We start from the raw sequence: 19,999 nt of genomic DNA on the forward strand, positions 1-19,999 counted from the left end.
CGCGCTCTGGCCATAGGTTCGGACACGAAGCAGCGATCATGCACCCGGGCACTCACGCAACAACTCCCTTGCGGCGGCAACGCGTCGGGTGTGTCCTGTCGGTATCGGAATTCACCACGACGCCGTATCGGGGGTGGGGTCATGGCAGACGGCTGGACATCACCGCTGACCGAGCGGCATGCGCGGTGGGAACGGCGGCGGCGGGCCCAGGCGGCCTTCTTCTGGCTGGTGCTGCCGATGGTGCTGCTGGCGATGACGGTGGAGGGCGCGCAGCAGTTGCAGCCCTCCTGGCGGGCACACCGCGGCGTCGGGACCGCCGGCACGTTCACCGTCACGCGCTGCGTCAAGCTCGACTGCTACGGCGGCGGCGTGTGGCAGTCCGACGACGGCACCGACACCAGGCGCGGGGTGCGCCTCTACGATGCACCGGCTGTCCGGCATCACGTCGGCGACCGCATCCCCGCTCTGGACACCGGCCTGTCCTACGGCGTCTACGTGGCCCGTGGCGAGGCGTACCGGACGACCACGGTGGAGCTGATCGTCGGCGTGCTCGGGCTGGCCCTCTGCCTGTTGGCGCTGGCCTTCTGGCGCCGCCGCGGAAACGCGCCGCCCAGCTGACCGCGAGGGTCGGCAGACCGCCTGCCTGCGAGGGTTAAGAAGGGCACCTTCTACTACGGAAAGCGTTAAGAAGGTGCCCTTCCTTTCAGCCAGGGCAGGAGGTGGGCGGCTACCTCGTCGGGGTGTTCGAGCTGGGGGACGTGGCCGGAGTCGAGTTCGACGTAGGTCCAGTGGGGCAGCCGGGCGGCGGCGGTGCGGGCCTGGCCGATGCCGACCAGCCGGTCGTGCACGCCGTGCACCAGCAGCACGGGCATCGGCAGCGACTCCATCGCCCGCCAGTACGCGGCCGGCCGGGCGAGCAGCCGCAGCAGCGAACGGCTCGCCTCCAGGTAGGACGCCGCGCGGGCGGGGTGGTCGCGGGTCATCTCCTCGTCGAGCGCGACGGCCGCCGCGACTACCTCCTCGGGCACCCGCGACCGGTCGGCGCAGGTCAGGTCGAGGGTCTCCTCGACGCGCCGCCGGGCCGGCAGGGTCGCGATGCGCCGCCGGAGCACCCACCCGGCGAGGCCGGGGATCAGGTTCACGGCGAACCGCAGCCGCACCCGGGGGTCGATCTTCGCCCCTGGTGCCAGCGGAATGCTCGGGTCGACCAGGACCAACCCTTTGACCAGGTCCGGTGCGGATGCGGCGGCCAGGGTGGAGACCATGCCGCCCATGGAGTTGCCGACCAGCACGGCCGGCTCCCCGACGACCTCGGTCAGGTAACGCCGCAGCAGCACGGCGTTGGCGGTGACCGTGGTCGGCCCGGCCTGCGCCCCGGTGCGGCCGAAGCCGGCCAGGTCCAGGGCGCTGACCCGGGCGTACGGCGTCAGCAGCGGCGCGAGCCGCGTCCAGTTGAGGTGGGAGCCGCCCAGCCCGTGCACGAGCACCACGGGCGGGCCGTCCGGCGCGCCGCCGAAGTCGACGTGATGCACCCTGCCGCCGAGGTCGGCGTACGCGCTCTTCATGCTCAGCTCCCGTACTTGCGCAGCTCACGCTTGGCCAGCGAGGCCTTGTGCACCTCGTCCGGCCCGTCGGCCAGTCGCAGCGTACGCGCGGACGCCCACATGTGCGCCAGCGGGAAGTCCTGGCTGACGCCACCCGCGCCGTGCAGCTGGATGGCCTTGTCCAGCACCCAGCCCGCCATCTCCGGCACCACGATCTTGATGGCCTGGATCTCGGTGTGCGCGCCCTTGTTGCCGACGGTGTCCATCAGCCACGCGGTCTTGAGCACCAGCAGCCGCGCCTGCTCGATCCGGACCCGCGCCTCGGCGATCCACTCGCCGACCACACCCTGGCTGGCCAGCGTACGACCGAACGCGACGCGCTCGGACGCACGCCGGCACATCAGCTCCAGCGCCCGCTCCGCCATCCCGATCAGCCGCATGCAGTGGTGGATGCGCCCCGGCCCGAGCCGCGCCTGCGCGATCGCGAACCCCTCACCCTCACCCGCGATCAGGTTCGCCACGGGCACCCGTACGTCCGTGAAGGTGATCTCGGCGTGGCCGCCGTGCCAGCCGTCGTCGTAGCCGAACACGTGCATCCCGCGGTGGATCTCCACGCCGGGCGTGTTCCGGGGCACCAGGATCTGGCTCTGCTGCCGGTGCCGCTCGGCGTCCGGGTCGGTCTTGCCCATCACGATGAAGATCTCGCAGCGCGGGTTCATCGCGCCCGACGACCACCACTTGCGCCCGTTGATCACGTAGTGGTCGCCGTCGCGCTCGATCCGGGTGGTGATGTTGGTGGCGTCGGAGGAGGCGACCTCCGGCTCGGTCATGCAGAACGCCGACCGGATCTCGCCCGCCAGCAGCGGCTTGAGCCAGCGTTCCTGCTGCTCGGCGGTGCCGAACATGGAGAGCACCTCCATGTTGCCGGTGTCCGGGGCGGCGCAGTTCATCGCCTCGGGCGCCAGGTGCCCGCTGCGGCCGCTGATCTCGGCCAGCGGCGCGTACTGCAGATTCGTCAGCCCCGCGCCGAGCGGGTTGTTCGGCAGGAACAGGTTCCACAGGCCGCGCTTGCGGGCCTCGGTCTTCAGCTCCTCCATGACCGGCGGGGTGGTCCACGGCGCGATCTCACGGAGCTGGTGCTCGGCGATCGCCTCGGCCGGGTACACGTGCTGCTCCATGAAGTCGAGCAGCTCCGCGCGCAGCTGCTCGGTGCGCTCGTCGTACGAGAAGTCCATGTCTCATGCCTCCTGGAGGATGCCGCGGCCGAGCGTGATCAGGCGCGGCACCATCGCGCCGACCCGGTCGAAGCCCTCGCCGACGGTCTGCCCGGCGAGGTAGCGGTAGTGGATCCCTTCGAGGATCCCGACGAGCTTGAAGTGCGCGAACGCGACGTACCACGGCAGCTCGGACAGGTCCGTGCCGCGCCGCGCGGCGTACCGGGCCGACATCTGCGCCGCGGACGGGAAGACGCCCGCCGGGGGCGGCGTGCCGAACAGGCCGTCCATCACCGGCTCGGTCCACATGCGCCAGTAGCACAGGAACAGGCCCAGGTCGGCCAGCGGATCGCCGATGGTGGCCATCTCCCAGTCGAGCACCGCCCGGAGCTGGTCGCCCGGCCCGACGATGCAGTTGTCCAGCCGGTAGTCGCCGTGCAGGATCGACGCCTGCGCCGCCTGCGCGGGCATCCGCGCCGCCAGGTCGTCGTGCAGCTCGCGCAGGCCGGGCAGCTCCCGGTTGTGCGAGTGCTGCAGCTGGGTGCTCCACCGGCGCAGCTGCCGGGCCAGGTAACCCTCCGGCTTGCCGAAGTCGGCCAGCCCCACCGCGGCCGGGTCCACGGAGTGCAGATCGGCGAGCACGTCCATCAGCGCGAACGACAGCGAGGTCACCCGCTCCGCGCCCAGCGTCGCGGTCTGCTCGGCGGTCCGCCACACCGTCCCGTCCACGTGCTCCATCACGTAGAACGGCGCGCCGATCACGTCCGGGTCGTCGCACAGCGCGATCGTGCGCGGCACCGGCACCCGCGTGCCGCCCAGCGCGGAGATCACCCGGTACTCCCGGGACATGTCGTGGGCCGTCGACAGCACATGGCCCAGCGGCGGGCGGCGCACCACCCAGCGCTGCGCACCGTCGCCGACGCGGTAGGTCAGGTTGGACTTGCCGCCCGGGATCAGCTCCCCGCTCAGCTCGCCCGTCACCAGCCCAGGCCGTGCCCGGTCCAGGAACGCCCGCAGCGCCGCCAGGTCGAGCCCCTTGGGATCCGTCATGGCCGCACCACCAGGCGCCCGACGGTCTCGCCCGCGCCGAGGCGGGTCAGGCCGTCGGCGGCATCGCCGAGGTCGAGCACGCCGCCGATCAGCGGCTGCACCACCCGCTCGGCGGCTAGCTCGCACAGCCGCCCGTGCGCCTCGGTGACCAGCGCCGGATCGAGCTGCCGGTACAGACCCCAGTGCACGCCGACGATCGAGTAGTTCTTCACCAGGGCGTGGTTGAGGCCCGGCGTCGGCACGGTGCCGCCGGCGAAGCCGACGACCAGGATGCGCCCCTCGAAGGCGACACACTTGGCCGAGCCCGCGTACGCGTCGCCGCCCACCGGGTCGAAGATCACGTCGGCCCCGCGCCCGCCCGTCGCGGCCTTCACCGCCGCCACGAAGTCCTGCTCGCGGCGGTCGATGACCAGGTCCGCGCCGAGCTTCGCGGCGACCTCGGCCTTGGCCGCGCCGCCGGTCACCGCGATGACGTGCGCACCCGCGGCCTTGCCCAGCTGGATCGCGGCGCTGCCGACCCCGCCGGCTGCCGCGTGCACCAGCAGCGTCTCGCCCGGCTGCAGATTCGCGCGGCGGTGCAGCGAGAACCAGCCCGTCTGGTACGCGATGTGCATGGCGGCCGCGTGCACGTCGTCCAGCGCGGTCGGGGCCAGGAACGCGTCCGGCGCGTCGACCAGCGCGTACTCGGCCAGGCCGCCGTGCGGCAGCGAGGTCGTGCCGATGATCCGGTCACCCTCGCCGAAGCCCTGCACGCCGTCGCCGAACGACACGACGTCACCGCACAGCTCGACCCCCGGCGTGAACGGCAGCGGCGGGCGAGCCTGGTACTGCCCCCGGCACAGCAGCACGTCGGGGAAGTTCAGCGCGGTCGCGCGCACGCGTACCAGCAGCTGGTTGGGGCCCGGCTCGGGGATCTCGACGTCGGCCAGGCGCATCACGTCGCGCGGCTCGCCATGTGCGGTCGCCTGCCAGGCGCGCATCGTGGCGGCCATCAGAGGTACATCCGGGAGACGGTCTCCGCGACGCAGACCGGCTTGTCGCCGCCCTCGCGCTCGATGGTCACCTGCGAGGTGAGCTGCACGCCGCCGGTCACGTCCTCGACCGAGAGCAGCTTGACGACGGCCCGCACGCGCGAGCCGACCGGCACCGGGGCGGGGAAGCGGACCTTGTTCGTGCCGTAGTTGACGCCCATCGTCACGCCCGGCACCCGCAGCGCGTCGCCCGCCAGCAGCGGGATCAGCGACAGGGTCAGGTAGCCGTGCGCGATGGTGGTGCCGAACGGGCCCTGCGCGGCGCGCGCCGGATCGGTGTGGATCCACTGCAGGTCGCCGGTGGCCTCGGCGAACATGTCGACGCGCTTCTGGTCTATCTCCAGCCAGTCGCTGGTGCTGACCACGGTCCCGGCGGCGGCGCGCACCTCGTCCAGGGAGGCGAAGCTCATGATCTGTTTCCTTCCGCGGTGAAGGCTGGCGAACTAAGTAAGCGCTTGCTTAGGATGCCGGTATGGAAGGGTGCTGTCAACGCTTCCCCGCGCCCCCTGGAGGCACACATGGACACCGCCGCCGCCGACCTCGACGAGGTCGAGATGCTGGAGCGCGCCTGGCACGACGTCACCCCAGCGCCCGCCCGGCGGCTGCTCATCGCCGCCGTGCAGGCGTTCGGCGAGCGCGGGTATCACGCGACGACCACCCGTGACATCGCCACCCGGGTGGGGATGAGCCCGGCCGGGGTGTACGTGCACTACCGGTCCAAGGAGGAGCTGCTCTACCGGATCTGCCTGATCGGGCACCGGCACTCGCTGGTCGCGCTGCGCGCGGCGGCGGCCCGCAGCGGTGACCCGATGACGCAGTTGCGCGACGTGATCGGCGAGTTCGCGGCCTGGCACGCGCTGTTCCACACGCCGGCAAGGGTGATCTCGTACGAGCTGAACCACCTGGACCCGGCCCACCTGACCGAGATCACCGCGCTGCGGCACGAGATGGACCTGGTGGTGCGGGCGACGCTGGAGCACGGGGTGAAGGCGGGCGTGTTCGACGTGCCCGACATCCCGGGGACCGGCCTGGCGCTGCTGTCGCTGACCGTGGACGTGGCCCGCTGGTATCGCACCTCCGGCCGCCGCGCGCCCGAGGACATCGGCGCGCTGTACGCGGACCTGGCCGTACGCATGGTGCAGGCCCGCTGACGCCTCAGCCCGCGGTCCCGCCCGGGGCCTGGCCCTCCAGCATGGCCGTGCCGAGCGGACGCAGCCGGTGCAGCATGGCGTTGCCGCGGCGGTCGCTGGCCACCAGCCCGGCGTTGCGCAGCACGCTGAGGTGCTCGCTGATGGTGCTCGGCGACTGGCTCAGCTGCGCGGCGATGGAGGTGGTCGAGCCGCCCACAGCGCACAGCTCCAGGATCGCGGCGCGGCTGCGCCCGAGCAGCGCGGACAGCGCCTCGGTCTGCCGCGCGGCGAGCATTCCCGCCGACCGGTCCACCGGATACACCAGGACCGGCGGCAGCTGCGGGTCGATCAGCGTCAGCGGCCGGGTGCGGCGCTTGAAGAAGGACGGCACGAGGACCATGCCGCGGCCCTCCAGGTGCAGGTCGCGGTCGCCGGGGTAGTCGGTGATGGTCAGCACGCTGCCGTCGAAGCGCACCGACGGGTGCAGCCCGTTCAGCATGGCGGCCACCCCGCCCGTCGCCAGGCAGCGGGTGCGCATGTCCAGGTCGGCGCCGAACGACGCGGTCACGGCCGGCCACTGCGGCCGGATGACCGCCTCGAAGTAGTCGCGCATGCCGGTGACCAGCTGTCCCATGGCGTCGGCGCGTCCGGCGGCGAGGTCGCGGGCGGCGGTCATCAGGCTGCCGCGCTGCCGGCCGACGGTGCTCACCTCCTGGGTGAGCTGGCGGGTGGGGGTGCGGGCGACGACCTCCAGGCCGTCGTCGACCCCGGCGACGGCGGGGCCGGGGGTGAGCAGGTCGGGGAAGTCGCCGTGGGCCCAGTTGAGGTGGATGAACAGGTCCACGCTGTCGCGCAGCGGCAGTCCCTGCTGGAGGGTGCCTCGGGCGGTGCGGTGCCAGCCGGCCAGCAGCGGGTCCTCATTGCGCTTGGCCAGCATGTGGCAGCTCAGCGTGATCTCCCACAGGGGAGCGGGCTCGGCGAGGATGCGCACGGCGCTGACGTCGCGCTGTGTGAAGTGAATACGGAACATGCCTGTTCCACCCATCCCGCCTGTCCGGTGCCGAGTCGCCCTGGGCAGGCTGCTACGCGTAGCGGCGCTTCGTCAATGAAACTCCCAGGGCATTCATCAGGTTGTATGCCGTGACGGGCGTCACCGGTTCTGCACGGTGACCCGGTAGTTCAGCTCGACGAGCTCGTGGGAGTAGACCGGGGTGTGGAAGGTGACCTGCAGCCACTGGTGCTCGCCGCCGCGCGGGTCCGGCACCACCGCGACCCGCTCGTCGCGGGCACCGATGTGTACCGCGCTGATGTTGCCGGAGCTGCGGAAGTGCCGCACGCTCAGCTCGACGCCGAGCGCGTCCGGCGGCTGCGGGTACGGTGCGCTGTCCGGCACGAAGAACGACACCTCCTGCACATCGGTGAGGCGGATCATGCCCCGGAACCCCGTGTTGTGGACGAGCACGACGTATCCCGTGTAGACGGTCGTGTGCACCGTCGCCGCGGTCGCCGGGTCGATCCCGTCGGCGAAGGTCCGCAACCCGGGCACCACGGCCCGCATCTCCAGCAGGTTCACACCCGGCAGGCTAGGACCCCGGCGCCGCCCGATCCATCGGCCGTGGGGTTGATCGCGAGTTCGTGTCGAAACCTGTGCTCAGACCTCAGGTTTGGACACGAGAGGCCGATCTTGCCTCCTGCGCGGGCGGCTAGTCGACGGGCCAGCGGTAGCGGAGCTGGTAGCGGTCGGCGGCCATGACGATGTCGGCGGTCTCCACGGGGCGGCCGGCGGCGTGGTAGGTGCGCTGGACGACCATCATCAGCGCGCCGGCCGAGGGCAGGTGCAGCCGCTCGATCTCGTCGGGGTGCGCCGCACGGGCGATGACCTCCTCGACGCACTCGTCGATGCGTACGCCGATCGTGTCCATGCGGGCCACGACGCCCACCGCGGCGCCGTCCTCGGGCAGCTCCACCGGGGTGCCGCGGGTGATGGCCAGCGGCTCGTAGCTGGTCGCGAGCTGGATGGGGCTGCCGTCGGCGAGGTAGCGGTAGCGGGTGCGCAGCACCGGGTCGCCGGGCTCGACGCCGAGCCGGGCCGCGATCGCGTCGGGGCAGCCGACCTCGGCCGATTCGTGCTCCCAGGCGGGCCGCTGCCCGGAGGAGGTGACGTCGCGCGCGAACGGCGAGGTCGGGCCGCTGCGGCGGCGCTGGTCCCGGCCCTGCGAGTCGCGGACCAGGCGGCGCACCCGGCGGACGTACACGCCGGAGCCGTGCCTGCCCTCGACGAGGCCCTCGGCCTTCAGCACGGCGATGGCGCGCTTGGTGACCGTGTTCGAGACCCCGAACTGGGTCATCAGCCGGCTCTCGCTGGGCAGCTTCGCGCCGGGTGCCAGCTCTCCCGCGACGATACGGCCGCGCAGCTCGGCCGCGATCTGCAGGTACGCGGGCAGGTCGGCAGGCATGACGTGAAAGGTCCTTCCGTTCTCCGCCTACCAGTAGATCACTCATCAGGTTAGGGCACTAGGTTTGTTGCGCCGCAATAGTTGGTGCCCTAACTTTGAGTCGTGGTCGGACGGTCATTCACGTCCTGAGAGACCGCACGGCCACCGGTCTGGATCGGACATGGCGGCCGCCGGTGCGGGTGTTCGTCAGCCGCCACGTCCTCACCCTGGGGAGGGCGCGTGTGCGGGCGAAACGATCGACCACCAGGCAGGCGGCCATGAACGGCAGCCCCGCTCGATGGACAGTCTCCAGCGGCGAAGAGGTCTTCGTCGGCGACCACGTGGCGCTGGCCCGCCACCCCGACTCGGTGGGCCGCATCGTCGACGCCGGTGACGAGGAAGACTCCATGGAGGTCCTGCTCACCTCCGGTCCCGAGACCGGCCGGGTGATCACCGTGCAGCCGGGCGACATCCTGCTCCGCCTGCGCCGGTGAACGCCACCCTGAGGCGACCATGACGTCGGCATGACGGCCGTTCCGCATGGTGTTGCCAGCGCCGCAGAGGGCGGCGCGGGTAACCGAGGAGAGAAGTCATGAACCGATCGAAGGCGGCCGTCCGGGCGCTGGTGCTCGCCGCGGCCCTGGTGCTGCCGCTCGGGCTGGCCATGCCGGCCAGTGCCGCGACCAGCCGGGACGGCTGCACCGTCGACCCGGTCCGGCCGATCCACAACGGCACGTTCACCGCCGGCGGCGAGAAGTGGATCGACTACGACGTCGAGGTGGACTGCAGTGCCGGGCGCACCATCGAGCTGGAGATGCAGCGCTGGGAGGCCGACTCGGGGCTCAACGGCGCCGACGACCTGATCGGCACCAGCAGCACGACCCGGACCTTCAACACCACCTCCGGCTGGACGTGGACGATCACCGGTGTGCTGCCGGACAACGACGGCGGCATCGACCAGTGGTCGGAGATGTACCAGCGGGTGCGCTTCCGGGTGACCAGCAACGGCGTCCAGGGCTCCTGGACGGCCTGGGAGAGCAGCGGCATCCGCGACATCCACGTCTGACCCCCGTGCGGTAGGCCGAAGCTCCGTTCCTCAGGAACGGAGCTTCGGCCCGTGCGGTCAGCCCGCGGCGAGCAGCTCCCGTACGCGGGGGACGACCTGCTCGCCGTAGAGGCGGATCGAGTTCATCAGCTTCTCGTGGGGCAGGGTGCCGGCGCTGTACTTCAGCTCGAACCGTTGCACACCGAGGCTGCGCACCGTGTTCGCGATCTTCTGGGCGACGGTCTCCGGCGAGCCGACGTAGAGCGAGCCCTGGTCGGCCTCGCCGTCGAAGCGGGACCGGTTGGTGGGCGGCCAGCCACGCTCCCGCCCGATCCGGTCGATCATCGTCCGGTAGTGCGGCCACAGCTCCTCGCGGGCCTGCTCGTCGGTCTCGGCGATGTGCCCGGGGGAGTGCACGCCGACCGGCAGCGTCTCGGCCTTCAGCTCCGCCAGGGCGCGGTGGTAGAGGTCGACGTACGGCGCGAACCGTCCCGGCTGCCCGCCGATGATGGCCAGCATCAGCGGCATCCGGTACGCGGCGGCCCGGATCACCGACTCGGGACTGCCGCCGACGCCGATCCAGGTCCGGATCCGGCCGGACTCCGTCTTCGGGTAGACGTGCTGGTCCGTGAGCTGCCCCGGCCGCAGCTGCCCCTGCCAGGTGACGGGTCCCTCCTCCAGCAGCTGGGCGAGCAGGTCGAGCTTCTCCTCGAACAGCTCGCTGTACTGGCCGAGGTCGTACCCGAACAGCGGGAACGACTCGGTGAACGAGCCCCGGCCGAGGATGATCTCGGCCCGGCCGCGGGACACGGCGTCCAGGGTGGCGAAGCGTTCGAAGACCCGCACCGGGTCGTCGGAGCTGAGCACGGTCACCGCGGTGCTGAGCTTGATCCGCTCGGTACGCGACGCGATGGCGGCCAGCACGATCTCCGGCGCGGTGACGGCGAAGTCCTGCCGGTGGTGCTCGCCGATGCCGAACGCGTCGATGCCGAGGCTGTCGGCGAGCACGGCCTCGTCGACCACGTTGCGGATGACCTGCGCGTACGAGACCTTGTCGCCGTCGCTGCCGACGGTGACGTCACCGAACGTGTCGAGCGCGAACTCCAGTGGTGCGGACATCCCAGCCTCTTCCTCGTTGATCGTCGACAGCGTGAACCGGGCCGCCCGGCACGGTATTCCGGCACGCGACCCGGGTCACCTCAGCGGTCACCACCGCAGTCTGGCGTACTGCGCGGGGTGATCCACCGGACGGTGGAGATCGAGACGGCGGTTCGGCCATGGCGAGCGCGATGCGGACGTGGCACGGTGCCGGGCATGATCTCCGGAGCCGAAGGAGCGGGCGCCGTGGCGTTGCGCAGGGCTTGGCCCAGCCCGGTCGCACCCCGGCTCAGCCCGGGCGCGCGCGTCGCCTACCTGCTGGGCATGATGCAGGCCGGCGCGTACGGGCGGGCCGCGTCCCGCACCGAGCACCTGCTGCTCGGCCTGGCCGGCTGCGCGGAGACGACCAGCGCGCAGGTGCTCACCTCACTCGGCCTGTCGGTCGAGGTGCTGGACGCCGAGGCGCGGCGCGAGTGCGGCCGGGGCTGGTTCACCCGGCGGTTGGCCATGCACCTGGACCCCGACCTGCGCGCGCTCGTGGGAGTGGTGGCGAGGCAGACGCCGGCCGACGGCGACCGGATCATCCGGTCCGGCGACCTGCTGCTGGCGCTGGTCGAGCACGGCAGGGCCGGCGGCCGCCGGGTGCTCGACGGGCTGGGCGTCGGCGCCGAGGACGTGCGCCGGGCGCTGGCGGAGACTCCGCTCGCCGAAGCGGGCCATGTGGAGACCCAGATCCGCCTCGTCGACGGCCGGTGTGTGCACGGCTGACGTCGTACCGCGCCGCTGTGCGCGGAGCCGGGCCGCCTGGGCGGGCCCGGCTCCGGGGCGGTCACGCCCAGCCGACCGCCTCGCACCAGAAGCGGGCCAGGTATGCGCCAGGCTGCTCGCCCCACTCCTGCCAGGTACGGCTCATCGCGGCCAGTTCCGCTTCGGTGGCCCAGCCTTCGCCGAGGGCTCTGGCGACGGCGGCCGGGTAGGCGAACAGCGCCGCCATGGTCGCGGCCGCCTCGCGGGTCTGCTCCGGGGTGCCGTAGCAGACGGCGCGGGCCGAGCCGGTCACGTCCCGGAACCCGGCCTGGACCAGCAGCTCGCGCAGGCGCCTGCCCACGTACGGGCTGGTGCCTTCGCGGAAGCGGCGGGCCAGGGCGAGGGAGCGGCGCAGCGTGTCGTCGGCCGGGTGCAGCAGCTCGCCGTCCCAGTCGGCGTCGGCCAGGCCGATCACCGCGCCGGGCCGGGCCACCCGCCGTGCCTCGCGCAGCACGGCGAGCGGATCGGCGACGTGCTGGAGCAGTGCCCCGGCGTGTATCGCGTCGAAGGCTCCGTCCGGGAACGGCAGCCGGGCCGCGTCGGCGGCGACGACGCGGATGCCGGTCACGGGCTGCGGGTGCAGGTCGACGCCGACGGTCTGTCCGGGTGCGACCGCGGCGGCCAGGCCGAGGGTGATCGAGCCGGGACCGCAGCCGAGGTCGAGCAGGTCCATGCCGGGTCGCAGGTGCGGCAGCAGGAACGCGGCGTGCGAGGCCGCGGTGCGGGTGGCGTGGACGGGGCGCAGCAGGCGTACGCCCTCGTCCTGGGTTTCTTGCAGGGACATGCGGGATCCTTCGCCGGTGGGCGCTCCCGATCAGGTCCGCGGTGACGCCGGGGCGCGGCGGGAGCGCAGCGGTGTGGGCATCGTGCGCACCTCCCTCCGGTCTCGTCGGCGTACGGCGAGGTTACCGTCCGCCGGACGTCGAGACGAGTCGATTCCCGTTCAGGCGCGCAGGCCGGTGAGGACCAGGTCGGCGAGTTCCTCGGCGATCGCCGCGGCGGGCTTGGGCCCGTCGGGGCGATACCAGGTGTGCAGGGAGTTGGTCACGCCGAAGATGGACCAGGAGACGATCTCCGGGGAGGCGACGGCGGCGAAGACCCCGGCCTCCTGCGCGTCGCGGATCAGGCCCCGGACCGTCTCCTGGTAGCGGCGCCAGTCGGCCTGCAGGCGCTGCGTGCGCTCGTTGTCCATGGCGGCCAGCTCGCGGGAGACGGCCGCGGACTCCTTGATCATGGCGGCGGTGCCGACCACGATGTCGTCGATGATCGCGCGCAGCGTCCACTCCGGATCGCGGCCCTGCCCGACGATGCGGTCCAGCGCGGCCAGCCGTTCCCCGAAGACCGCCCGGTACATCTCGATGAGCAGGTCCTCCTTGGCGCCGAAGTAGTGGTAGAGGCCGCCCTTGGTGACGCCGGCGCGGTCGACGACCTGCTGCACCGACGTCGCGGCGTACCCCTGCTCGGCGAACAGCTCCGTGGCGGCGGCCAGGATGCGCTCGCGCACCCCGGCCACCCCCGCGACCGTCCTAGAACGCCCCATCGGGGATCTCCATCAGGGCGTTGTCGGTCTGCTGCAGCACCCGTCGGCGTGCGGTCAGCTCCGGCAGCACGGTACGCGCGAAGAAGCGCGCCACGGCGAGCTTGCCCTGGTAGAAGCCGGTGTCGTCGGCGGACGGCGACCCGGCCAGCGCGTCGAGGGCCACCGCCGCCTGGCGGGTCAGCAGCCAGCCGATGAGCAGGTCGCCGACGCTCATCAGCAGCCGGGTCGAGTTCTGTCCGATCTTGTAGACCTCGCTGGGGTCGCCGCCGGAGTCCTTCAGCCAGCCGAGCATCGTGTCGACCATGCCGCGCACGTCGTCGATGCCCTCGCGCAGCGACTCGCACTCCAGCTTCAGGTCGGCGTTCGACTCGGTGGCGTCGCAGAAGTCGGTCATCTCGCCGAGCAGGAGGTCCAGCGCCACCCGGCGGTCCCGGGCGATCTTGCGGAAGAAGAAGTCCATGCCCTGGATCGCGGTGGTGCCCTCGTACAGGGTGTCGATCTTCGTGTCCCGGATGTACTGCTCCATCGGGTAGTCCTGCAGGTAGCCCGAGCCGCCGAGGGTCTGCAGGGACAGCGCCAGCATCTCGTAGGAGCGCTCCGAGCCGACGCCCTTCACGATCGGCAGCAGCAGGTCGTTGACGTTGGAGCCCTGGGCGTGGTCGCGGTCCAGCCAGCCGGCGGTGTAGAGGTAGACGGCGCGCAGGCCCTCGGCGTACGCCTTCTGCAGCATCAGGATGCGGCGCACGTCGGGGTGGCGGTCGATGGTGACGCGCGGGGCGGTCTTGTCGGCGGCCTGGGTCAGGTCCGGGCCCTGCACCCGCTGGCGGGCGTAGTCCAGCGCGTTGAGGTAGCCCGTCGACAGCGTCGCGATGGCCTTCACGCCGACCTGCATCCGTGCCGACTCGATCACCTTGAACATCTGCGCGATGCCGTCGTGCACCTCGCCGACCAGCCAGCCCACCGCCGGGGTGCCGTGCTGGCCGAAGGTCAGCTCGCAGGTGGAGGAGACCTTGAGGCCCATCTTCTTCTCGACGTTGGTGGCGTAGACGCCGTTGCGCTCGCCCAGCTCGCCGCTGCCGTGGTCGAAGTGGAACTTCGGCACCAGGAACATCGACAGGCCCTTGGTGCCGGGGCCGCCCGCACCGGGCGTGTCCACCGGCCGGGCCAGCACGAAGTGCATGATGTTCTCGCTCAGGTCGTGCTCGCCCGAGGTGATGAAGCGCTTGACGCCCTCGATGTGCCAGGTGCCGTCGGCCTGCGGCAGCGCCCGGGTGCGGCCCGCGCCCACGTCGGAGCCGGCGTCCGGCTCGGTCAGCACCATGGTCGCGCCCCACCGGCGGTCGATCATGATCTCGGCGATGCGCTGCTGCTCCGGGGTGCCCATGCGGTGCAGCAGGCCGCCGAAGCCGGGGCCGCCGCCGTACATGTACACCGGCGCCTGCGCGCCCTGCACCAGCTCGATCAGCGCCCACCACAGCGCGCGGGGGGCGACCACGCCGCCCGCCTCGGCCGGCATGTCCAGCCGCCACCACTCGGCGTCCATCCACGCCTGGTACGACCGGCGGAAGCCCTCGGGCATCGCCACCGAGAACGTGCGCGGGTCGTAGACGGGCGGGGTCCGGTCGGCCTCGGCGTACGACGCCGCGATCGGTCCCACCGACAGCCGCTCGACCTCGGCGAGCATGTGCTCGACGGTCTCGGTGTCGAGCTCGGCGAAGCGCCCGGAGCCGAGCTGCTCGCCGAGGCCGAACACCTCGAACAGGTTGAACCGCAGGTCGCGCAGGTTGCTCCGGTAGTGGCTCATGGCCGCCCTTTCGTCGTCTCCGAGGTGCCTCATGACACTGCGTGGCGCCTCGCCCTGTCAATACCGACCGGTTGGTATGTTGTCTTTCACCAACCCTACCGACCGGTCGGTCGGATCGCTAATGTGTGCACAGCCACTGCATGAACGACTACTGAGGGGCAACTGTGCGCACAGGTCTGGAAGGTCGAACCGCGCTGGTCACCGGCGCCTCCCGGGGCATCGGCCTGGCCACCGCGGCCGCGCTGGCCGCCGAGGGCTGCAACGTCGTGCTCACCTCGCGGCGGCAGCAGGCGCTCGACGCGGTCGCCGAGGAGCTGCGCCAGGCGTACCCGAAGTCCGGCTTCCTCGCCAAGGCCGCGCACGTGGGGGAGAAGGACCAGGCCGAGGCCTGCGTCGCCGCCGCCGTCGCCGAGTTCGGCTCGGTCGACGTGCTGGTCAACAACGCCGGCACCAACCCGTACTTCGGGCCCATGGTCGACCTCGACGTGTCCCGCGCCGAGAAGACCGTGCAGGTCAACCAGCTGTCCATCGTGCTGTGGACGCAGGCGGTGTGGCACGCCTCGATGGCCGCCAGCGGCGGCGCGATCGTCAACATCGCCTCCGTCGGCGGCCTGGTCACCGAGCCCGGCATCGGCTACTACAACGCCACCAAGGCCGCGGTCATCCACCTCACCCGGCAGTTCGCCGCCGAGCTGGCCCCGAAGGTGCGGGTCAACGGCATCGCGCCGGGCATCGTGCGGACCAAGCTCGCCCAGGCGCTGTGGGAGAACAACGAGGAGCTGATCAACCAGCACACCCCGCTGGGCCGCATCGGCGAGCCCGCCGACATCGCCAACGCGATCGTGTTCCTGGCCGGGCAGACCTCTTCGTGGATGACGGGCCAGACGCTCGTCGTCGACGGCGGCTCCCTGATCCGCCACTCGTTCCTCGGCTGACCGCCCTCCTTTCCTTGATCAAAGCTCCCGCCATGCTGTTCTAACAGCATGGCGGGAGCTTTGATCAAGGAGCTGGTGCGGCAGGCGCTACCGCGTGATCCTCACTGTGTAGTCGCCACGCGCGCAGCCGGTGACCTGCCAGCCGCCGGGCACCCGCAGCGACTTCACGTCGCGGATGTTCTCGGTGCGCAGCACGGGCTGCGCATCGCCGGGCACCCAGATGTCGAGCCGGCAGTCCGCGCCGTCAGCGGCGGCCCACGCGCTGAATCTCAGACCGCCTCCGGTGGCTTCCAGGGTCCTCAGGAGGCCGGGGAACCTCTTCGGATACGCCCTGCTCAGGGGCTGCGCGAAGCCGGTGGGCGGGGCGATGGGAGCGCCGGTGACACAGTCGACCCCGGCGAGGTTGCCGGAGGTCTTAGCGTGGGGGCCGGTCTCCGGCGAGCCGCAGCCCTGCTTCCATACCCAGAACGCGCCGCCGAGGCCGCGCCGGTCCTGCGTCGCGCCGAACCGGGCCACCGTCGCGCCGTCCACCGCCGGGTCGCCGAACCAGCCCCACTCGCCGGGCCAGAGCGCCGCGCCGTACGCCGCCGCTGCGCGCGCCGACACCGTCAGGTTGCGCTCGATCGTGGCGATGGTCAGCCCGAACCCCTGGTCCATCGAGATCGACTCGCTGTACGGGTGCGGCGCGAAGACCAGCAGCCGGTCGTCGGTGAAGCCGGGCGGCGGCGTGACGTCGAAGGCGAGCCCGGACCAGAGCACGCTCGGCTCGAAGAAGACCAGGTGCGCGAAGCCCCGTCCGGCCCGCTCGGCGTCGCGGATCGCGGTGATTGCCGCGTCGTAATAGCGGCCCAGCAGCAGCCCGGAGCTGATCGGGGGGTTCGCGCCGATGCCGGGCTCGTTCAGCAGGTCGTATCCGGCGACCGCCGGCTCGTTCGCGAACGCCTGCGCGACGAACGCCCAGGCCTTGACCAGCTCGGTCTGGATCCCGTCCCGGTCGGTATAGAAGTTGCTGTACGCCGTCGCCACCGCCGGGGCGAGGTCACGCGCCAGGAACTGGCAGTGCAGCGTGCCATCGGTGATCGTGGCCCAGGCCGGTGCGCCGTCCCAGCCCCGGGTGGGGGTGGTTCCGCCGCCGCACTGCTGGTCCGGCCGCGCCAGCGCGTTGCCCCAGGCGTCCTGGTGCATGTCCAGCACGACGTAGATGCCGTGCGCCTTGGCCGACGCGACGGCCGCCCGGATCTGCTGAAGGTATGACTGGTCGAACTCGCCGCGCCGAGGCTCCAGCTGCGACCAGGACATGCCCAGCCGGACCACGTTGAAGCCCAGCGCGGCGATGCCGGCGAAGTCGGCGTCGGTCAGCGGCGCGGTCGCCGGGATCGCAGGATCGCGCAGGTGGTAGTCGATCAGCTGGTTCACGTTGACGCCGCGCAGGATCACCTGCCGGCCGGTCACGTCACCGATGACGGGCAGCGCGTCCTCACCCGCGGCGGGCAGCAGGTGCAGCCGCTCCAGCCCACCGGACACCGCCACCGGCGTGGCCGGCTCCACCGGCCGCGGGCCGGGCGCAGCCGGTGCGCGGGTCAGCAGCGGGACCGCCAGCAGCAACACGAAGGCGGGCACGGTGATGTGCCACCACCGGCTCGGATCCCGGTACGCCGAGTCGAGCGCCGCGCGCGACCGCGACCGCCACCGCCACCCGGCCGCCGTGCCGAGTGCGCCGACCAGGCCGGTGGTGACGCCGTAGCCGATGCCGGTGGCGACGCTGAGAAGTGTGGTCGCGATCCACCAGATGTCCGGACCGCCGTCGAACGGAGCGTGGGCCGTCGCGGCGGTCACTGCACCGAGCACGCCCAGGCCGAGCCCGGCCACGGTCGCGGCCAGCCAGACCGTCACGGCGACGGCCGGCAGCGTGCGACGGGCCTGCCGCCGCCACAGCGCCCGCACCACCAGCCAGAAGCTCCCGAGGAACACCACCACGCCGGCGGGGAACCCGGGTTCGGCCGCGGCGTTCGCTCCGAGCAGGGTGTCGGAAAGCGCGTACCCGACCGGCCCGCCCCGCCACCACCGCTCCCCGAACGCGGCCGCCACGACCATGACCACCACGTACATGCCCGCCACGACGAACCCGACGTCGGTCACTCTCCAGTGCCACCACCCCGACTCTCCGTCCCCGGCGTCAGGCAGCGCCGAGGAGTGGGCGAGCGCCGCGTCATCGACGGGCGCCGCGTCGGTGGCGAGCGCCGCATCGTCGGCCTTCGGGGAAGCGGTATCGTCGGCCGACTTCGGGGGAACTGCACGAATTCCGGTCGGCTTGCCTGCAGTTTCCCCGAAACCGGCCGTAGCCGTAGCCGTAGCCGTGGTCGTATTCGTGGTCGTTCCGGCGGGGCCGAGGCGGAAGGCGAGTGCTGCTGCGGCAGCGACCAGTGGTCCGATCAGGAGGAACTTGGTGGCGGCGAAGCCGCTGACGGCGAAGGTGAAGCGCAGCGTCGCTCCGGCGGACAGGTGCGGGCCGATCATGGGTGCCGCGGCGACCAGGCCGGTCACGGCCGTGGCCAGTGCGCCCGCGCCGAGCACGGTGGCCCAGGTGACGAGGAAGACCCACCACGCCGAGCGCTGCGGCCGACTGCCCGCGAGCAGCAGGAGCGGCAGGGCCGTGGCGGCGAGCAGCACCGGCAGCCCGACCAGCAGCGGCGCCCACTGGTAGGCACTGCCGGTCCCCAGCAGCGGCAGGCCCCGGCCGCTGACCGGGGCCAGCAGGCCGGACGGGTCCCAGGCGGCGCCCGCCGCGACGACCAGCACGAGCACGATGACCGCGGCGGCGGCGGCGCGGGCGGCAGGACGCCGCAGCCACGACGCGGGGGCCGGTGAGGTGAGTACCGTCATAATGAACGCGAAGATTAGTCGCATCGGGCAGCCCGCTCGCCCCCGGTTCGGCCCGCCGCGCCGCGCCGAACGGCTGATCGGGAAGCGGGCCGCCCACGGTCACCGGAACCTCCGAAGGATGCTCCATCCTTCAGGACGGGGAGGAATTGGGACTCCTGCGTAGCAGGGCGAGGAAGGCGATTCGCCCGCAGGGCGGACCGCCGTCGACTGTCAGACCCCGCCGCTAGGTTGGGGTAATGACCGCCACGCCGCCGGATGATGCCGGGCATGCCCGGTACATGTATCGGCTGCGCGTGTCCAAGACCGCGGCCACCTTGCTGGAAGCCGAGTGGGCCCGCTGCCGTTGGGTCTGGAACGAATGCGTCCACCAGTCGAAGGCCGCGCACCAGCAGTCCAGGGCGACCGGCGTCAAGGTGGCCCGGGGTCCGGCCCAACTCGACAAGATGCTGACCGAGGCCCGCTGCCGCACCGCGTGGCTGCGCGAAGGGTCGTCGGTGCCGCAGCAGCAGGTGATACGGGACTTCGGCAAGTCCCGCGCCAAAGCGCTGAAGGACATCAAGGACCGGCTGCCCATGGCGCGTCGAGCTGGGATGCCCCGGGTGAAGAAGAAGCACCGCAGCGACCCAAGCCTGAACTACACGCGCCGCGGCTTCCGCCTGAAGGACGGCAGGCTGCACCTGGCGGGCGGCGTCGTCGTGACCGTCGTGTGGTCCCGTGAACTCCCGGCCGACCCCAGCTCGGTGCGCGTGTACCGCGACAACCTCGGACACTGGTACTGCTCGTTCGTCGTCGCCGCACCGGTCGAGCCACTGCCCGCCACCGGCAGTGTGATCGGCATCGACTGGGGCGTGAAAGAGGTCGCGACCACCACCAGCGACGCCCATGACCTTCCCCACCCCGAACACGGGCGTAAGGCCGCCGCAAGGCTGGCCCGCTACCAGCGCCAGATGTCGCGTCGCGAACGACCCAAGGGCAAGCCGCAGAGTCGGGGCTACCGCAAGGCGCAGCGGCAGGCCGCGAAGCTGCACGAGAAGGTGGCCAGGCAGCGGCAGGACACGGCCCGTAAGTGGGCCAAGGCCGTGGTCGCCGACCACGACCGCATCGCGGTGGAGGACTTCCGGCCGAAGTTCCTCGCCAAGACCACGATGGCCCGCAAGGCCGCTGACGCCGCCATCGGCGCCACCAAAGCCGCACTGGTCGAGATGGCCCGCAAACATTGCCGGGACGTCCGGCCCGTACATCCTGCGCATACCACGATGGACTGCGCGCATTGCATGACGAGAGCCAAGCATGCACTGCCGCTGGGTGAGCGCACCTATACCTGCACCGCGTGTGGAGCCGTGTCCCCACGGGACAAGAACTCCGCCCGCGTGATGCTTGTCAGGGCTGGTCTGTGCCCTGCTGGTGCTGAGGGCGTAAGACCACCTGAGCCGCCGGCTCGGGTAGCTGCCTGAGCCAGGAATCCTTATAAGCCCTGAGCTTT

At 71.8% G+C, this 19,999-nt stretch carries 20 protein-coding genes; 7 read left to right on the top strand and 13 right to left on the bottom strand.

The features are described from left to right. Window positions 1-141: 141 nt before the first annotated feature. A complete protein-coding gene (locus tag Cba03nite_RS38505) occupies window positions 142-618 on the top strand; it encodes a hypothetical protein (protein ID WP_203757342.1) in 477 nt (158 codons plus the stop codon). Between the two features lie 65 nt (window positions 619-683). Here Cba03nite_RS38505 and Cba03nite_RS38510 read toward each other — a convergent pair whose 3' ends face one another. Genes Cba03nite_RS38510 through Cba03nite_RS38530 form a run of 5 tightly spaced genes read right to left on the bottom strand, consistent with a single transcriptional unit; the run spans window position 684 to window position 5,249 of the window. Further along, complete coding sequence (locus tag Cba03nite_RS38510) at window positions 684-1,565, bottom strand: alpha/beta fold hydrolase (RefSeq protein ID WP_203757344.1); 882 nt, start codon at window positions 1,563-1,565, stop codon at window positions 684-686. Between the two features lie 2 nt (window positions 1,566-1,567). Continuing rightward, a complete protein-coding gene (locus Cba03nite_RS38515; RefSeq protein ID WP_203757346.1) occupies window positions 1,568-2,779 on the bottom strand; it encodes an acyl-CoA dehydrogenase family protein in 1,212 nt (403 codons plus the stop codon). A gap of 3 nt (window positions 2,780-2,782) precedes the next feature. Next, on the bottom strand, window positions 2,783-3,808 hold the full coding sequence (locus Cba03nite_RS38520) for a phosphotransferase family protein (RefSeq protein WP_203757348.1): 1,026 nt from the start codon (window positions 3,806-3,808) through the stop codon (window positions 2,783-2,785). Further along, window positions 3,805-4,800, bottom strand: coding sequence for an NADPH:quinone oxidoreductase family protein (locus Cba03nite_RS38525; RefSeq protein WP_239126341.1), 996 nt, complete (start codon window positions 4,798-4,800; stop codon window positions 3,805-3,807). The genes Cba03nite_RS38520 and Cba03nite_RS38525 overlap by 4 nt, the downstream gene beginning before the upstream one ends. Next, complete coding sequence (locus Cba03nite_RS38530; RefSeq protein WP_203757350.1) at window positions 4,800-5,249, bottom strand: MaoC family dehydratase; 450 nt, start codon at window positions 5,247-5,249, stop codon at window positions 4,800-4,802. Before Cba03nite_RS38530 ends, Cba03nite_RS38525 begins: the two co-directional genes overlap by 1 nt. A 108-nt stretch (window positions 5,250-5,357) precedes the next feature. On the opposite strand from Cba03nite_RS38530, the gene Cba03nite_RS38535 reads away from it, so the two are divergent. Next, window positions 5,358-5,990, top strand: a complete 633-nt coding sequence (locus Cba03nite_RS38535) for a TetR/AcrR family transcriptional regulator (RefSeq protein WP_203757352.1) — start codon at window positions 5,358-5,360, stop codon at window positions 5,988-5,990. A 4-nt stretch (window positions 5,991-5,994) separates the two neighbouring features. On the opposite strand, the gene Cba03nite_RS38540 is transcribed toward Cba03nite_RS38535, so the two are convergent. The 3 genes from Cba03nite_RS38540 to Cba03nite_RS38550 all read right to left on the bottom strand — a co-directional run bounded on the left by Cba03nite_RS38540 (window position 5,995) and on the right by Cba03nite_RS38550 (window position 8,425). Continuing rightward, window positions 5,995-6,999 carry an ArsR/SmtB family transcription factor gene (locus tag Cba03nite_RS38540; RefSeq protein ID WP_203757354.1) on the bottom strand — a complete coding sequence of 335 codons (1,005 nt, stop codon included), beginning with the start codon at window positions 6,997-6,999 and terminating at the stop codon, window positions 5,995-5,997. A 120-nt stretch (window positions 7,000-7,119) separates the two neighbouring features. Next, window positions 7,120-7,542, bottom strand: a complete 423-nt coding sequence (locus Cba03nite_RS38545) for a hypothetical protein (protein ID WP_203757356.1) — start codon at window positions 7,540-7,542, stop codon at window positions 7,120-7,122. A gap of 130 nt (window positions 7,543-7,672) precedes the next feature. Continuing rightward, complete coding sequence (locus Cba03nite_RS38550; protein ID WP_203757358.1) at window positions 7,673-8,425, bottom strand: GntR family transcriptional regulator; 753 nt, start codon at window positions 8,423-8,425, stop codon at window positions 7,673-7,675. Window positions 8,426-8,682: 257 nt separating this feature from the next. Here Cba03nite_RS38550 and Cba03nite_RS38555 point away from each other — a divergent pair, with 257 nt between their 5' ends. Beyond that, entirely contained in the window at window positions 8,683-8,898 is a 216-nt protein-coding gene (locus Cba03nite_RS38555) for a hypothetical protein (RefSeq protein ID WP_203757360.1), read from the top strand. 98 nt (window positions 8,899-8,996) lie between these two features. After that, on the top strand, window positions 8,997-9,470 hold the full coding sequence (locus Cba03nite_RS38560; protein ID WP_203757362.1) for a hypothetical protein: 474 nt from the start codon (window positions 8,997-8,999) through the stop codon (window positions 9,468-9,470). A 57-nt stretch (window positions 9,471-9,527) separates the two neighbouring features. Here Cba03nite_RS38560 and Cba03nite_RS38565 read toward each other — a convergent pair whose 3' ends face one another. After that, the gene (locus tag Cba03nite_RS38565; protein ID WP_203757364.1) at window positions 9,528-10,568 is read right to left on the bottom strand and encodes an LLM class flavin-dependent oxidoreductase; all 1,041 of its coding nucleotides are present in this window, start codon (window positions 10,566-10,568) and stop codon (window positions 9,528-9,530) included. 225 nt (window positions 10,569-10,793) lie between these two features. Between Cba03nite_RS38565 and Cba03nite_RS38570 the strand changes: the two genes are divergently transcribed. Then, window positions 10,794-11,315 carry a Clp protease N-terminal domain-containing protein gene (locus tag Cba03nite_RS38570; RefSeq protein WP_203757366.1) on the top strand — a complete coding sequence of 174 codons (522 nt, stop codon included), beginning with the start codon at window positions 10,794-10,796 and terminating at the stop codon, window positions 11,313-11,315. 61 nt (window positions 11,316-11,376) lie between these two features. Here Cba03nite_RS38570 and Cba03nite_RS38575 read toward each other — a convergent pair whose 3' ends face one another. The 3 genes from Cba03nite_RS38575 to Cba03nite_RS38585 form a co-directional block, all read right to left on the bottom strand. Continuing rightward, the gene (locus Cba03nite_RS38575) at window positions 11,377-12,138 is read right to left on the bottom strand and encodes a methyltransferase domain-containing protein (protein WP_203757368.1); all 762 of its coding nucleotides are present in this window, start codon (window positions 12,136-12,138) and stop codon (window positions 11,377-11,379) included. Window positions 12,139-12,297: 159 nt separating this feature from the next. Next, window positions 12,298-12,894: a TetR/AcrR family transcriptional regulator gene (locus tag Cba03nite_RS38580; RefSeq protein ID WP_203757370.1), complete on the bottom strand. Its 597-nt coding sequence runs from the start codon at window positions 12,892-12,894 to the stop codon at window positions 12,298-12,300. Further along, entirely contained in the window at window positions 12,881-14,698 is a 1,818-nt protein-coding gene (locus Cba03nite_RS38585; protein ID WP_203757372.1) for an acyl-CoA dehydrogenase, read from the bottom strand. Before Cba03nite_RS38585 ends, Cba03nite_RS38580 begins: the two co-directional genes overlap by 14 nt. 164 nt (window positions 14,699-14,862) lie before the next feature. On the opposite strand from Cba03nite_RS38585, the gene Cba03nite_RS38590 reads away from it, so the two are divergent. Beyond that, window positions 14,863-15,633, top strand: coding sequence for an SDR family oxidoreductase (locus Cba03nite_RS38590; protein WP_203757374.1), 771 nt, complete (start codon window positions 14,863-14,865; stop codon window positions 15,631-15,633). A gap of 87 nt (window positions 15,634-15,720) precedes the next feature. Here Cba03nite_RS38590 and Cba03nite_RS38595 read toward each other — a convergent pair whose 3' ends face one another. Further along, entirely contained in the window at window positions 15,721-18,516 is a 2,796-nt protein-coding gene (locus Cba03nite_RS38595; RefSeq protein ID WP_203757376.1) for a cellulase family glycosylhydrolase, read from the bottom strand. 236 nt (window positions 18,517-18,752) lie between these two features. On the opposite strand from Cba03nite_RS38595, the gene Cba03nite_RS38600 reads away from it, so the two are divergent. Next, a complete protein-coding gene (locus Cba03nite_RS38600; protein WP_203757378.1) occupies window positions 18,753-19,970 on the top strand; it encodes an RNA-guided endonuclease InsQ/TnpB family protein in 1,218 nt (405 codons plus the stop codon). Window positions 19,971-19,999 lie beyond the last annotated feature (29 nt).

The organism is Catellatospora bangladeshensis, from assembly GCF_016862575.1.
In the GTDB taxonomy this organism is placed as follows: domain Bacteria; phylum Actinomycetota; class Actinomycetes; order Mycobacteriales; family Micromonosporaceae; genus Catellatospora; species Catellatospora bangladeshensis.

Coding starts and splice junctions, on each gene's coding strand:
- Cba03nite_RS38505 (WP_203757342.1), top strand. CDS start 142: ATGGCAGACGGCTGGACATCACCGCTGACCGAGCGGCATGCGCGGTGG.
- Cba03nite_RS38510 (WP_203757344.1), bottom strand. CDS start 1,565: ATGAAGAGCGCGTACGCCGACCTCGGCGGCAGGGTGCATCACGTCGAC.
- Cba03nite_RS38515 (WP_203757346.1), bottom strand. CDS start 2,779: ATGGACTTCTCGTACGACGAGCGCACCGAGCAGCTGCGCGCGGAGCTG.
- Cba03nite_RS38520 (WP_203757348.1), bottom strand. CDS start 3,808: ATGACGGATCCCAAGGGGCTCGACCTGGCGGCGCTGCGGGCGTTCCTG.
- Cba03nite_RS38525 (WP_239126341.1), bottom strand. CDS start 4,800: ATGGCCGCCACGATGCGCGCCTGGCAGGCGACCGCACATGGCGAGCCG.
- Cba03nite_RS38530 (WP_203757350.1), bottom strand. CDS start 5,249: ATGAGCTTCGCCTCCCTGGACGAGGTGCGCGCCGCCGCCGGGACCGTG.
- Cba03nite_RS38535 (WP_203757352.1), top strand. CDS start 5,358: ATGGACACCGCCGCCGCCGACCTCGACGAGGTCGAGATGCTGGAGCGC.
- Cba03nite_RS38540 (WP_203757354.1), bottom strand. CDS start 6,999: ATGTTCCGTATTCACTTCACACAGCGCGACGTCAGCGCCGTGCGCATC.
- Cba03nite_RS38550 (WP_203757358.1), bottom strand. CDS start 8,425: ATGCCTGCCGACCTGCCCGCGTACCTGCAGATCGCGGCCGAGCTGCGC.
- Cba03nite_RS38555 (WP_203757360.1), top strand. CDS start 8,683: ATGAACGGCAGCCCCGCTCGATGGACAGTCTCCAGCGGCGAAGAGGTC.
- Cba03nite_RS38560 (WP_203757362.1), top strand. CDS start 8,997: ATGAACCGATCGAAGGCGGCCGTCCGGGCGCTGGTGCTCGCCGCGGCC.
- Cba03nite_RS38565 (WP_203757364.1), bottom strand. CDS start 10,568: ATGTCCGCACCACTGGAGTTCGCGCTCGACACGTTCGGTGACGTCACC.
- Cba03nite_RS38575 (WP_203757368.1), bottom strand. CDS start 12,138: ATGTCCCTGCAAGAAACCCAGGACGAGGGCGTACGCCTGCTGCGCCCC.
- Cba03nite_RS38580 (WP_203757370.1), bottom strand. CDS start 12,894: ATGGGGCGTTCTAGGACGGTCGCGGGGGTGGCCGGGGTGCGCGAGCGC.
- Cba03nite_RS38585 (WP_203757372.1), bottom strand. CDS start 14,698: ATGAGCCACTACCGGAGCAACCTGCGCGACCTGCGGTTCAACCTGTTC.
- Cba03nite_RS38595 (WP_203757376.1), bottom strand. CDS start 18,516: ATGACGGTACTCACCTCACCGGCCCCCGCGTCGTGGCTGCGGCGTCCT.
- Cba03nite_RS38600 (WP_203757378.1), top strand. CDS start 18,753: ATGACCGCCACGCCGCCGGATGATGCCGGGCATGCCCGGTACATGTAT.